At 44.0% G+C, this 14273-nt stretch carries 12 protein-coding genes; 10 read left to right on the top strand and 2 right to left on the bottom strand.

Going from position 1 to position 14273, the window contains the following annotated elements; all coding sequences use genetic code 11:
- Window positions 1-18 precede the first annotated feature (18 nt).
- A complete protein-coding gene (locus G632_RS0102365; RefSeq protein WP_022767431.1) occupies window positions 19-1803 on the bottom strand; it encodes a helix-turn-helix domain-containing protein in 1785 nt (594 codons plus the stop codon).
- 187 nt (window positions 1804-1990) lie between these two features.
- Here G632_RS0102365 and G632_RS0102360 point away from each other — a divergent pair, with 187 nt between their 5' ends.
- The 3 genes from G632_RS0102360 to G632_RS22405 all read left to right on the top strand — a co-directional run bounded on the left by G632_RS0102360 (window position 1991) and on the right by G632_RS22405 (window position 4807).
- Window positions 1991-2632, top strand: a complete 642-nt coding sequence (locus tag G632_RS0102360) for a hypothetical protein (RefSeq protein ID WP_022767430.1) — start codon at window positions 1991-1993, stop codon at window positions 2630-2632.
- 187 nt (window positions 2633-2819) lie between these two features.
- Window positions 2820-4592, top strand: coding sequence for a methyl-accepting chemotaxis protein (locus G632_RS0102355; RefSeq protein ID WP_022767429.1), 1773 nt, complete (start codon window positions 2820-2822; stop codon window positions 4590-4592).
- An 89-nt stretch (window positions 4593-4681) separates the two neighbouring features.
- A complete protein-coding gene (locus G632_RS22405) occupies window positions 4682-4807 on the top strand; it encodes a hypothetical protein (RefSeq protein ID WP_022767428.1) in 126 nt (41 codons plus the stop codon).
- A gap of 50 nt (window positions 4808-4857) precedes the next feature.
- Here G632_RS22405 and G632_RS0102345 read toward each other — a convergent pair whose 3' ends face one another.
- Entirely contained in the window at window positions 4858-6621 is a 1764-nt protein-coding gene (locus G632_RS0102345) for an MATE family efflux transporter (protein WP_022767427.1), read from the bottom strand.
- Window positions 6622-7233: 612 nt separating this feature from the next.
- Here G632_RS0102345 and G632_RS0102340 point away from each other — a divergent pair.
- The 7 genes from G632_RS0102340 to G632_RS0102310 all read left to right on the top strand — a co-directional run bounded on the left by G632_RS0102340 (window position 7234) and on the right by G632_RS0102310 (window position 14258).
- Window positions 7234-7524 carry a hypothetical protein gene (locus tag G632_RS0102340; protein ID WP_155828827.1) on the top strand — a complete coding sequence of 97 codons (291 nt, stop codon included), beginning with the start codon at window positions 7234-7236 and terminating at the stop codon, window positions 7522-7524.
- A gap of 120 nt (window positions 7525-7644) precedes the next feature.
- Complete coding sequence (locus G632_RS0102335; protein WP_022767425.1) at window positions 7645-9093, top strand: methyl-accepting chemotaxis protein; 1449 nt, start codon at window positions 7645-7647, stop codon at window positions 9091-9093.
- Between the two features lie 132 nt (window positions 9094-9225).
- Window positions 9226-10323, top strand: coding sequence for a redox-regulated ATPase YchF (ychF, locus tag G632_RS0102330; protein ID WP_022767424.1), 1098 nt, complete (start codon window positions 9226-9228; stop codon window positions 10321-10323).
- An 18-nt stretch (window positions 10324-10341) separates the two neighbouring features.
- Window positions 10342-11211 (top strand): prolipoprotein diacylglyceryl transferase, encoded by an 870-nt coding sequence (lgt, locus tag G632_RS0102325; RefSeq protein ID WP_022767423.1) that lies wholly within the window; start codon window positions 10342-10344, stop codon window positions 11209-11211.
- The gene (gene aroE / locus G632_RS21640) at window positions 11204-12595 is read left to right on the top strand and encodes a shikimate dehydrogenase (RefSeq protein ID WP_022767422.1); all 1392 of its coding nucleotides are present in this window, start codon (window positions 11204-11206) and stop codon (window positions 12593-12595) included. Before lgt ends, aroE begins: the two co-directional genes overlap by 8 nt.
- Window positions 12592-13242 carry an epoxyqueuosine reductase QueH gene (locus G632_RS0102315; RefSeq protein ID WP_022767421.1) on the top strand — a complete coding sequence of 217 codons (651 nt, stop codon included), beginning with the start codon at window positions 12592-12594 and terminating at the stop codon, window positions 13240-13242. Before aroE ends, G632_RS0102315 begins: the two co-directional genes overlap by 4 nt.
- A 29-nt stretch (window positions 13243-13271) precedes the next feature.
- Window positions 13272-14258, top strand: coding sequence for a zinc-ribbon domain-containing protein (locus G632_RS0102310; RefSeq protein ID WP_022767420.1), 987 nt, complete (start codon window positions 13272-13274; stop codon window positions 14256-14258).
- Window positions 14259-14273 lie beyond the last annotated feature (15 nt).

The following is a 14273-nucleotide window of genomic DNA, read 5'->3' as shown; positions in this document are numbered from 1 at the left end:
AAAAGAGCTTTTAGCTGCTTACCTGCACCTTGCCTCCAGCATCTTCCGCAGAGAATTCCTGTCAGTCTTACTCTGCTCCATCAGGGTCTTTGCATAGGCCTGAAAAGCAACACACATTGAAGGATGATTCAGCGCAAAGGATAACCCCTGTCTTGAGGTGGGGGTTATTTTTGTTGTGTTGTCGGAGATGAGCAGATCTATGTTGCTAAAGGGTGTCTCCGGAATCGGATAAAACCTATAGCTTTCGTACTCCATGGAAAGAGCAATGATATTTCTAAGGTGCATGGAGTACTGCTCGGCAGTGTAGAAATGTGGCGTGGTGGAAAAAGCCGGGGTGATGGCAACATGTCCTGCTGAAAGTGCCTCCTCATCTGCCAGAGGGATGCATTCATACAAAGAATTCGTCTCGAGCTTTTTTATCAGCAGGGAGTTATTGACCTGCCAGTTTTCATAGAGCTCCGCATCGTCAAAGCTCTTTACCAGCTCCTCGGGCATAGTAGCCAGAGAAAGCCCGTTTTGGATGATAATAACATCCGAAACAACAGGGTATGACTCCTTGGGCAGCGGATGGATAAGAGGAGAAGAGCTCTTAAGGAGCGCCTCATACTCTTTTTGAATAATATCAAGGCTCTTATCGTCGGTGTAGTAGTGATAGATTGCGTCGGAATCTGTAGGAGAAACCTGGAATGCTCTGATGCAGGCAACTCCCGGGATCAGGAACATGGTGTGAGTAAACCTTGGATTCCTTTGCTTTCTGCAGTAGAAGGACTGGATCCTTCCGGACATATAAAGGGGAAGCCAGCTTCTTATGGCGTCACTCATCTCATCAAGGCTTCGGTCCAGGTTGTGGATGATGCTTATCTGGGTCTCGTTTTTTACGGATGCAAACATCAAAGAAGCCCATTTAAGCAGGAATGTGACGTCCTGAGTCATCCAGCCCTGATCCATATCTGAGTAAAGGCACATGGTTGGAACATGGTTTTCTACAGCTGTGGAGAGGAAGCGAAGAACAGCGCTTCTAAGACCCTCGACGCCGTAATAGATTGTTTCGCCTGGAGTGTCCGCTACAAGAACGTCTTTTACATCCGGGAGTTTTAAAGCGCTTCCGGAGGGCATGGAGTCGAAGATTCCAAGGATGTTTTCCGCTGCGTGAACGTTGTCTTCCTGCTCGTCCTTTCCGTAGAGCCAGTAAGTAAACAGTTCCTCCTCAAGGTCGCCAACAGGGATGCGCATGAAATCACAGAGCTCAGCTTCCTTCCCATTTTTGAGGATGCGGTCGAAAAGAACAGAGCTAAGCTGGAGGGAAAGAGCAGAGTTTGGAACAGGAGTCCTAACGCCGCTCCTGTATCTGCTTATGAGAGAGGCATCTGCGTGAATCAGCTTACTAAGGAGCACGTTTGAAAGCTCCGCCAAGATCATGGAGGAGTTGAGTCTCTGGGCAAAATGCCGTGAAGCACCTGCCTCCTGAGAATTCTTTTTCCCGGAGGTGCCATTTTGACCGCCTGACATTTCAGGATCATATCCCTCGTAGAGCCAGCTCTTAAGGGCAGCCTTTATCTCTTTTGCGGAAGCTTTGGAATCTGTCCCCACAACTTCACAGAGCTTCCCCAGGTTGTTCTTGTTGTCTGCGAAAAGATATATTCCGTTTATCAGCTTTTCTGCCGTGACACTGTCAGGATGTGGGATCCTTTTTCCGCTCTTGATACGGCTTATATTGGTCCTGTCAAAGCCCACTTTCTTGGCGATCTCTGCACCGGTGGCATCTATTCTTTCAAGCAGTTCGTTCAGTCTTTCTGTCAGCATAATAATCCTCCAAACGTTTATAAATAAACTGCCTATTGAGAATTATAACAGAGTATATGTGACAGTTCAATTTGTCAATGACACATTCTTGTCACGGAGGGAATGATACAAAATATACGATATTATATTAGTATAGGCATTCTATTTCACACAAAATGTAAAAGACATTTAGGAAGGAATGCAGCGTATGGAACAGATTGAAGGCCAGAAGGTTACTGAGAATATCTATTATTGTCCTGACGGAAAGTACAGATGGATCTATGAACTGAATATGCTTAAGAACCCCGTGATACTAATGACCATTTGGAAGATCTTCGGAATTCTTATCCTGGTTCAGATCGTGCTTTCATTTTTACTGGAGGTCTTTGAGGGAAATATAAGTACATGGTTTACTGAGTATCTTCTCACCCCGGGATTCCTTATTGTTCCCGGAATATTGTTTACACTTTCTCTGATTTCCTACGTGATCATCGGCTTTATCTATGGCTGGCAGTACATAGTCCTGTTTGAGATGGATCATCACGGTGTCTACCACATCCAGATGCCAAAGCAGTTTGAAAAGGCCCAGGGCCTGGCTTGGCTCACAGCAATGGCAGGTCTTGCCACAGGAAACTTTACCACAGCCGGATCCGGAATCCTGGCAGCAAGCAAGAACACCTCCAGCACCAACTTTGAATTTGTCAGGAAAGTAATAAAGGAAAAGAACTTTCACTGTATCAAGGTCAACGAGCTGATGGAAAAGAACCAGATCTACGCTGCTGACGAAGATTTCGAATTTGTATGGGAATTCATAACCCAGCAGTGCACCAAGGCTAAGATTATCGGTTAAACCATTATAGAAAACAACCCGCCCCCGCGCATCGAAAGGTTCGTGGGGGTTTTTATGTAGTTAGGCTGTCAAACAACCGGGCTACCTGCTTTTTTATTAAAAAAATATTAAACGCAAAAAAGACAATAAATTAGTTGTATAATGTATATACGGCTAGATATACGCTTATCCAGAAAGGAGAATTATTATGTCAGGGTCTGCTAACAAGAAAAACAAGGTAAAGTTCTTTAAATCAATTCCGGTTCAGATTTTATTCTTTAACATTCTGATGCTGGTAATATTTAATGTGGTCAGCTACGTTGTAAATGATGGTATATCATCAATGTCTGACAGCGCTCAGAGCATCATTGCAGGTGTAACCGAGCTGGTTCATAAAGAAGGAACAGTTAAGGAAGATCTTGCCAAGATTGACGGAACTATTCAGAGCGCAATAGGACTTTGGCAGTATTACGGAGATGCTGAAAAACAGAATGTCGGAACCAATCTTAAAGCTTATGAGACAGAAGTAAATACTCTGGTAAAGGAAATTGGTGATGAATTTGCCATGTATGGTGATGCCAATGCAACAAAGCAGCTTGAAACTTCTGCTGCAGCGCTTATGGCAAATGTTGATGAAGTATATAACATCATGATGACCACAGGTGATGGACTTACTGCATCAGGAATTCTCACAGGTGAATATGTCACCAACATGGAAGGCGTTAAGTCAGGTATGGCTACTCTGGATGCATCCGTGGATTCCCTTCGGGAAAGCGTTGTCGGATATATGGCACAGGCAAGAAGTAAGATCACAGTCATGAATGTGATCGGAATGGCTGTATTTATCGTATGTCTCCTCTTGAACTTATATGTATCATTTGTTCTGATCACAAAAGTTATCATTAAGATTTCCGATTCTGTTCAGGGAATCATAAACGATATAAACGATGGAAAAGGCGACCTTACAGCAAGAATAAATGTTAAGACAGGAAATGAGCTTGTATTTATCAGAGACGGTGTAAATGAGTTCATTGAAACTCTACAGGGTGTAATGAAGGATGTTAAGAACGGAACACTTATTCTTACAGATTCCGCAGATAAGATGACCTCACAGATCGCACTGGCTAACGATAATATCACCAATACATCCGCTGCTCTTGAGGAGCTCTCAGCAAGTATGGACAATGTGTCAACTACAGCTTCTCAAATCAAGGAACAGCTTAATGACGTAAGAGATGCGGTTGAGAGCATCAACGACGAGGTTGCTTCAGGAAAAGAGCGTGCAGGCGAGATCCAGAAGGAAGCAGATACAATCAAGAATGAGGCAATGCAGAAGAAAGAGAATACAGGTGCCAGAGTTGAGGCACTCAGTAAGACCCTTGATGAGTCAGTAAAAGAAAGTGAACAGGTTAATCAGATCGGCGAACTTACCAAGGTTATCCTTGATATTGCATCCCAGACAAACCTTCTTGCACTTAATGCCAGCATTGAGGCTGCAAGAGCAGGTGAAGCAGGTAAGGGCTTTGCGGTAGTTGCTCAGGAGATCAGCGCACTGGCTGATAACAGCAGACAGACAGCCGGAAATATTCAGACCATCAGTGAGAACGTTACACAGGCAGTTAAAGAGCTTTCAAACAACGCCATCGAGGTTGTAGACTTCATCAACAACACGGTTATCGCAGATTATGAAGCATTCGTTGAAACAGGAGAGAAATACGAGAGCACAGCAGGTATCATGAACGAGATCCTTGAAGGCTTCACCGAGAAGGCAGACTCTCTTGATAACACAATGCACAGCATGGCAGACTCCATCCTTACAATTACCGATTCCGTTGAGGAGTCCACACAGGCCATCAGCCTTTCAGCTTCCAACTCCACAGAGATTGTTGGAGAGATCCAGGAGATCGGCGAGGCTATGGATAACAACAACCAGGTAACAAGTAAGCTGAGTGACAGTACAAGGAAGTTTATAAACGTATAAGATTATTTAATAGTTTTTTAATAAAAATAGTACACCAAATGGTGTACTATTTTTAATGTACGTTTTTTATGTGTGAGGAGGTAAGAAAAATGAATACTAAGACATGGGTTATAACTGTTGGAGGAGAAGTTTGCGCACCACTTCTTTTAGGAGATGTAGAGAGCAAGACAAACGATACCGACATCGAGACTGATGAAAAAGCTAAAGAGCATTAATACAGCCCTAACATGGTAAACACCGTGTTAGGGCTTGTTTTTTACTATTCTTATTTAATCTTAATTGTCAGGACATTAAGCCCCAGCATATTCTGATATGAGAATTCATCTGCAATCTTTGATACCATCCGGATACCGATGTTTTTGGAAGGATCTTCCGGATTGAGAAGCTTGTTCATTCCAACGGGATCAAAAGGCTTGCAGTCATCCTTTATTCTGAGCATGATTCCGTCTTTCTTTGAGACAACCCTTACATCCATATTGTGGTCTTTATTATCTGCATTAAATCCGTGATTTACGATATTGCCCGACATCTCTTCCATTGCAAGTGAAGAGAAGTAGGCAGTTCTTTTTGCATATCCCTTAGCTGTAACAAATTCCTGGATCTGCTCTGAGGATCCGATTACATCATCCATACTGTTTACGTTAATACAAAGTCTATCTTCATCTTTTACTCCAAAGCTGTCTTTGAACAGTAGCCATTCATCAACATTCTTAGGAATATGTTTCCAATAAAAGCAGGCGTAGATGGGGTAAACCAGTGCTGTTATCACGATACCTATGGGAGTTGCCCACCATACACCGAGAGCGCCCATGACAGGTGCAAGAATAAGTGACGGGATAACTACGCTAAAATATCCATCGACAACGGAAGAAATATGCACTGCTATATTGTTTCCTGTTGCCTGTAGGTAATTGGTCTGGATCTGCACCACAAGGATCAGTGGAAGAGCCAGAGCGTAGATCATGAACTGCTGCTTGGTGAGCAAGTAAACTTCAGAGGCTTTGTCCGGGAAGAATATGGTGGCCATTGGACCTGCGATCAGTACCATAAATACCATCAGTGCACACATCATAGCCATCATCTTGGTAAGCGCAAGCTTTATAAGACTTTTTATTGAATCCTTGTCCTCTTCACCTACATAGACACTGGCAAGCATCCTTATGACTGTTCCTCCGCCTACGCCAAGGGCTACAAAGAACCCTCCGACCATACCCATTGAAGCTCTTGAGGAAAGTCCGACCTCTCCTCCGTAACGAAGAATGACTCTGTTGAGGGTCAAGTCTCTCATGGCAAGACAGAACTGAAGAAGGGCTCCCGGACTACCTATCTTTATCAGGTCAAAGGTCTTTTCCCAAAGGATATTACTGATGCTGAAGTTCATCTGAGCCTTGCCTGAGATGAAGTAGGGAACAAGTACAAGGAAATAGATCCAGTTGCAGGCGCTGGTCGCATAGGCAAGGCCGAGTACGTCGAGCTTAAGAACCGTTACAAAGAGTATATCGAGGGTGATGTTGAAAAAGATCATGGCACCGACACCGATATAGTTTCTCCTGCTCTGAGTTTCGAGCTGAAGATAGGAAGCAAGTTGCTGAGAGAGGAACATGGGAATGATACCGAAGGAATAGCCCCTTGAGTATTGCATTACGCTCGCCTTTAAGGATTCATCGGCGCCACAGAAAACAGCAACTTCACCCGGGAAAACAAAGCATATGATCGATATCAAAGAGCCTATGACAAAGGCAAGTGTCAGGCACAGGGAAAAGACGCCTCTGGTCTTTTCAAGGTTTCCGGCTCCGATATAGCGGCCGCTTAAGACCGTTCCTCCGCCGAGTATAACGGAACTGATAGCTGAAACAATTCCGACTATGGCAAAAAACAGACCGATTACACCAACAGTCTTTCCATCTATATAGCGACCGGCAATGGTTCCGTCGACGATGGAATTTATGGAATTCATTCCAAATATTAAGATCTGAACGGGAAGAAGTTTGAAGAAGAGTTTTTCCAGTACCTGATTTTTAGAAGCCATAGGTTTACCTCTCTGCTTTCCGGTTGCGTTATATCATAATTATAACGTGGATTTAAGACGCGGGCAATTTACATGAAAATGGGATGGTGCTTCATCTTTTTACAAATTCGCTCTAACATGGTAATATATATTCGCCGTGTTAGGGCTATTTTTATGTAAATAATTGTTATTAAAGGAGATATATTACCATGAAGCTGGGAAATGAAAGACTTCTCCTTAATCACGTATAATTACATAAGGTCACGCGAACCATTATTTCGCGATTGTTTGGAAACTAAAATTACACGTTTCGCTACATAAATTCACATTAGAAAATGGCAGTTGGTGTAGGCCTGGTGTAGCGCTGGTGTAGATACTGTTAACCGGACATCATCACGCAGGATATTTGAATATGGATTTTACATAAAGGGCAGTTGTTCTTAAAGAGAATGACTGCTTTTTTTCTACGCCCAAAATCGGGCACGACCATTATTCAATTCATAGGAGATACATGATGAATTACGAAGAGTTTAAGGAAAATCTTGCAAATGATGTAAAAGAGCAGATGGAGTCAAAATATGGCTCTGAGGTCACAGTTGAAACCAGAATGGAGATTACGGACATAATGAGCTTTTGTACGCAAAAAATATTAAAGCCGGAACGGTACCGGAGTATTTCAGCTCATCGAGAGATATGGGAGAGTCCTGTAAAATTGTTGCTGCAACTTATTCGGGGTCAGATTCTGCCGATGCCTATTCGGGGGCGTCGACTAATGGTGAGCTGTGTGTTTATTCAGATTACTCAGCTTCCGGTGAATCGGCCGATACGGATTCTGTCAAATACTACCCACTGGTAGCCCATGCCTCATACGCACCACAGAACAGAGTTGGAGTTAATACACATTCCGACTATCTGACTTCATAACCGGATGCAAGATTGATTTTAGCGTAATCTAATAATTATTCACAACGAAATATTGTATAATTATTCTTGTAAGTTATTGTACAGTTAAATTCTGTTTTCATGGCTAAAGGAGAAAATTATATGACCCCTGACCAGTATGCAAGATCAAACAAAAAAGTATTTCAGATCAACCTTATTATTGCCTTTACTGCGCTTTTAATGGTAGTGCTGGATGCTGCAACACACGGAATGAGCCTGGGGCTTGTCATCGAGATTGTCGCTGTCCTGGCAGGTGTGCTGCAGATGACGGTTGGATTTATCAAATTCAGAGAGACCAGGTTTGGCGCAGTGGTCATTCTTGGAGGTCCGACTCTTTACTATATCATTATCATGATAATACAAAATGAAATGATTTTTTATGCATTCGCGATACCGGTAATGCTGTCGTGTATTCTTTATCTGGACTTAAGGCTCTATGTGGTGGGACAGATGACTATGACCATAGGCGGACTTATTGTCCTGGTCAGAAATCTTATTGCTACAGGTTCGATACCCAGAGACCATTTTGTGGCCAGTTTCATAATCATTCTTGCGGGAATTGCCGGAATAGAGTCGCTTAAGATGAGGCGGACCCTGGTAAGAGAGGACGACGAGGCCATCAAGCAAGGGCAGGAGACCCAGGAAAAGACCCGTATCCAGATGGTGGAGATCGCCAAGGAAATTACGGGGCTGTTTGATGAGGCCCATGGGGAAGTCGATGAGTTAAAGAGCATCATAGGAAGAAACCACGATGGCATGAGGGAAATCGCGGGCAGCACAGGACATACCGCAGCTGCCGTGACAGAGCAGTCACATCAGATAGCAGATATCCATGAGCAGACGGAAGTGGCTGATGCCAAGAGAAATCAGATGGTTGAGATGTCCGAGAGCACGCAGAAAGCCGTTATTGATGGGACTAAGGTCATCGACCAGCTCAAGGACAAGACCGCAAATGTTGTTGAGATGAGTGATAAGACGGTGGCATCCACAGAAGCTGTCACTGAGAAGGTCGAAAAGGTTGAGAAGATTGTCGGTTCCATCATATCGATATCAAAGCAGACCAATCTTCTTGCGCTCAATGCTTCAATTGAGGCAGCGCGTGCGGGAGAAGCCGGGAAAGGTTTCGTTGTGGTTGCCGATGAGATAAGGCAGCTGTCGGAGCAGACCAGCAGTGCTTCAAATCAGATCACCAGCATCATGCAGGAGCTTTCCGCTGATGTTCAGAATGCGGTAGACTCTACCAATGCGGCAGCTGAGTCTGTCAAGGCTCAGGACATTCTTATCAGAGAGACCGCAGATACTTTTGAAGAGATCGGGGAGAACGTTGGAAACCTTATAGGAAGATTTAATGATATCGGTACTTCCATAGAAGCTATAGGAAGAAGTGCAACGGAGATCAATAATAATATTGCGAGCCTCGCCGCCACAAGTGAGCAGGTGGCATCTTTGTCCAGTATGGGCGAAGAGGGAGCAAGGACAGCGGTGGAGAAATTTGATGAGTTTGATATTCTGCTGAAGGGGATATATGATCAGGCGCAGAGGCTGAAATAATGTAATACCGTCCCTGTGACTCCCCTTGACTCCCCAACCTATTTTTTACAAAATGGTCCTGACATGGTAATATATATTCGCCGTGTTAGGGCTATTTTTACGAAAATAATTGTTTTAAAGGAGATATATACCATGAAACTCGGAATCGTTGGACTTCCTAACGTAGGAAAGAGCACACTTTTTAATTCACTTACAAACGCAGGGGCACTTGCAGCAAACTACCCCTTTGCGACAATAGATCCCAATGTGGGCGTTGTAGCAGTACCTGATAAGAGACTGAAGCTCCTCGGAGATCTTTACCACTCCAAGAAGGTTACACCTGCAACCATCGAGTTCGTTGATATCGCAGGACTTGTTAAGGGCGCATCTAAGGGTGAGGGTCTTGGAAACCAGTTCCTTGCCAACATCCGTGAGACAGATGCTATTGTTCACGTTGTAAGATGCTTTGAGGATCCTAATGTTGTACACGTAGACGGATCTGTTGATCCTGCAAGAGATATTGAGACAATCAACCTTGAGCTTATTTTTGCAGACCTTGAGGTTCTTGAGAGAAGGATTGCCAAGGTTGCCAAGCTTGCACGTATGGATAAGGCGGCAGCAAAAGAGCTTGAGATATTAGAGAAGATCAAGGCTACCCTTGAAGATAACAAGATGGCAAGTGAGCTTGAGCTTGACGATGAGGAGGATAAGGCATTTGTAAACAGCCTTGACCTTCTTACATGGAAGCCTGTAATTTACGCTGCTAACGTTAAGGATGACGACCTTGCTGATGACGGAGCATCCAACCAGTATGTTGCAGCAGTAAGAGAACTGGCAGCGAAGTCAGGCAGCGAAGTATTTGTTATCAGCGCTCAGATCGAAGCTGAGATCTCTGAGCTTGACGAGGATGAGAAGGCAGAATTCCTTGAGAGCCTGGGGCTATCTGAGTCAGGTCTTGATAAGCTTATCGCAGCAAGCTACAAAACCCTTGGACTTATGAGCTTCCTTACTTCAGGTGAGGATGAGACAAGAGCATGGACCATCAAGATCGGAACCAAGGCACCTCAGGCAGCAGGTAAGATCCACACCGATTTTGAGAGAGGCTTTATCAAGGCTGAGGTAATCAACTATGAGGACCTTTTAAGAGAAGGTTCAATTGCAGCAGCCAAGGAGAAGGGCCTTGTACGTATGGAAGGAAAAGAGTACGTTGTTCAGGACGGAGATGTAATTCTCTTTAGATTCAACGTCTGATAGATTTGGGAGGATATTATGCCTGACATAATGGGGAGAATGGACATCGCTTTTCCGAACCTCGGATTATATTTAAAAGATGTTCCCAAGAACTTTACAATATTTGGATTTACCATAGCACTTTACGGTGTCATCATAGGCCTTGGCTTTCTGTTAGCTCTTTTGATAATTGCGAGAGTTGCAAAGTGGACAGACCAGAACCCTGATGATTACTGGGATATGGCTATATATGTAATTATATTTTCAATAATCGGCGCAAGAATATATTACGTATTCTTTGCCTGGGATTATTACAAGGACAATCCGATCAGCGTATTTAATATAAGAAACGGCGGACTTGCAATTTACGGCGGAGTCCTGGCGGGCTTTGCCACAATCTTCATTTACACCAGGATCAAGAAAAAGAGCTTTCTCCTGATGGCAGACACAGTGATGTTTGGCCTTGTTTTCGGACAGATCATGGGAAGATGGGGGAACTTTACCAACAGAGAGGCCTTTGGAGAATATACCGACGGACTCTTTGCCATGAGACTTCCTGTAGAGATGGTAAGAAGCGGAGAGATCACAGAACTGATGAAGGCACACATGTCTGATGCCACCAATTACGTTCAGGTGAGCCCCACATTCCTTTATGAGAGCATGTGGAATATTGGCCTTCTGATTATTCTTTTCCTGTATTGCAAGCACAAGAAGTTCGACGGAGAGATAGTTCTTTTGTATCTTGGAGGCTATGGCCTCGGAAGAGCATGGATTGAAGGTCTTAGAACAGATCAGCTCATCATGCATACAACAGGACTTCCTGTATCACAGATGCTGGCTATTTGCCTGGTAGTTTTTGCTGTAGTTATGGATGTAATTACAAGGATAAGGTTAAAGAAAAATGTTTAACTATACTGATGGCAACACCTATGTATGTGGAATAATCGGAAACCCTGTAAGGCACACATTATCTCCGCTTATCCACAATACCCTTTCCGATATGCTGGATGTAAATCTTGTCTATGTACCTTTCGAGGTAGAAGAGTCAGGGCTTAAATATGCAGTACGAGGAGCTTATGAACTGGGACTTAGGGGACTTAACGTGACGGTTCCCTATAAGAGCGATGTGCTCCAGTATCTTAAGTACGTGGATCCTCTTGCTGAGAACATCGGTGCCGTAAATACTCTTGTAAGGGATGAGGCACTTAAGGGCTTTCGCGGATACAATACCGATATGACCGGGCTTTACCGTGCCATGCAGGAAGAGGGCATAGAGCTTAGCGGAGAAACAGTTGTTATTTTAGGAGCAGGTGGCGTAGCAAGGCCAACTGCTCATTTGTGCGTAAATAAGGGTGCAAAAAAAGTCTATATTCTGAACCGCACTTTGGAGAAGGCAGAGGCTATTGCCGAGGAGCTTTCGGACGACAGAGTTGTTGCTATGGACATTGCAGACTACAAGGAAGTGCTTCTTAGAGAAGAGAGCTTCTTTGCAATTCAGTGTACGTCGGTAGGTCTTTTCCCTGATGTAAACAGTGCGGTTATTGAGGATGCTGAGTTCTATAAGCATGTTCACGCTGCTCTGGATGTAGTTTACAAACCACTCGATACCAAGTTCTTAAAGCTCGCAAGGCAGGCGGGAGCTAAGACCTTCTCAGGACTTAAGATGCTCCTCTATCAGGGAATTGATGCCTATGAGCTGTGGAACGCAGACCTTGGGGTCAAGATCACCAAGGAGATGGCTGATGAAGTTTATAAGTCATTGTCTCTTGAGGTTGTAGGCGCAAGGAACATCATCTTAGAGGGCTTTATGGGAAGCGGTAAGAGTACTGTTTCAGAGCTTTTATCAGACAAGCTTTCTCTTGAGCTTATGGATACCGATGCCTGCATAGAGCAGACGGAAGGGCGCAGTATCAGCAGTATCTTTGAGGAAGACGGAGAAGAGGCCTTCAGGGATATGGAGACCGAACTTCTTACTATGATCGCTGAGGACCACTTAAGAGATATGGTAATCTCCCTTGGAGGAGGTATGCCGGTTCGTGAGGAGAACAGAAAGCTTCTTAAGGAGTCGGGAAAGGTTGTTTATTTAAAGGCAAGTCCCGAGACTATCTATGAGAGAGTTAAAGGCGATACCACTAGGCCACTTCTTCAGAGCGCAGATCCTCTTGCCAGGATAAAAGAGCTTTTAGATAGGCGCAGTGCTGTATACGATGAAGCTGCGGATCTGATAATAGAAACAGATGGTAAAACTCCTGAGGAAATAGTCAGCGAGATTATAAATGAACTGGGTTTATGAACAAGAGAAATTATTCAAAAGAGCTTGATGCTTATATAGAGGATTTTCAGAAGAAGGGCGAGTACCCAAAGCTGCTGCTTCATGCATGCTGCGCGCCGTGTTCTTCCTACTGCCTTGAGTTTTTGAGAAACTACTTCGATGTCACAGTCTTTTTTTACAATCCCAATATCACTGAGGATGCCGAGTACCACAAGAGGGTGCAGGAAGAAAAAAGACTTATTGGTGAGTACAACAAAAAAGAAGGCAGGAAGATAGAAATTATTGAGGGCGAGTACAAGCCTGCGGATTTTTTTGATGCAGTAAGAGGATATGAGGACTGCAAAGAGGGAGGCGACAGGTGCAGAAAGTGCTTTGAACTCAGACTCTCCGAGACGGCGAGGATCGCTAAGGAAAAAGGCTTTGATTTCTTCACAACAACGCTGACTATCAGCCCACTTAAGAATGCGGATGTATTAAATGAAGTCGGGGAGATTGCAGCAAGAGAAATCGGCGCAAGGTTCCTCCCCTCTGACTTTAAGAAAAAGGAAGGTTATAAGAGGTCAATTGAACTGTCCAAAGAGTATGGACTATACAGGCAGGACTTCTGCGGATGCAGCTTTTCCAAGGCTCAGAGGGAGCTTGAAAAAAGCGCTGCACCTAGTATATAATGAAAAACCATTAGAGAGGAAACTAAAAGATGTTTTGTACAAATTGTGGGGCACCTGTAGAGCCCGGGCAGAAGTTCTGTAATAAGTGCGGAACTCCGGTGAATGCAGCAGATGTAAACGTAAAGGGCTTTGTGCCACCGGTTCAGTCTCAGGCTCAGCCCAAGAAGAAAAAGACAGCGCTTATAGTTGTTATAATCCTGGCTGTTATACTTTGCCTTTCCGTTCTCGGAGGCGTATTGGCTTACAGAGCTTATCACGCAGTCAGAAACTATATGATCGATAACGGACTTGCAGATGTTCCTTATATTGACGACCCGGATGATTATGATGCTTATGATTATTATGAAGATCTGACAGACGGCGATCTGGATGCTATTGAGGACGAGTTTGAAGACTATCTTGAAGGCGATACAGACCCCGGAACAGGAGCAGATGGATTTGGTTCCGGTAGCACAGGTGGGACGATTGAAGAAATATTCGGAGACCTTCATGAAAGCGCTGTGACCTATGGTTATGCAGATGTTTACGTCAATGAAGATGCGGTTCTCATTGATCCAAACGGAACTGTTAACGACGACACAGTGATCTGGAACGGTAAGACTCTGGGCGGCTTTTGCGATTACGTTGACAGCGATGTGTTTGGCGGAAATCGCCCAATGAACAGAGATATGCTCTACAAGCTGATCTCAATTCATATGATCGATCCTCTTCTTGTTCCGGATGATGAAACTTTTGAGACCGTCATGAAGTATTGTCTTTTGGTTGCAGCTGAGTTTAGAGACTCAGGAGCTGTAATGAACAAAGGCGGCTTTACAAGCGAAAATCCCAACAAATACTACTATGAGATGGAAGTAAACGGTCAGACACAGACGTGGATGATCGACTATAATACACAGGAAGTTACTTTAAATAACGGTAAGACACAGTATTCTTCAGCAGGAGAATACGGATTGTTTACCGAGCAGTCCATGGTAATATGGATGGTTGCACTGTCGGAATATTTTGGACTTGAATAATTTATAAGGAAAGAA

It is taken from the genome of Butyrivibrio sp. NC2007, from assembly GCF_000421405.1.
Taxonomy (GTDB): Bacteria; Bacillota; Clostridia; order Lachnospirales; family Lachnospiraceae; genus Butyrivibrio.
Note: the sequence above shows the minus strand (reverse complement) of the source record. Positions and strands in the feature narration are given on the sequence as shown.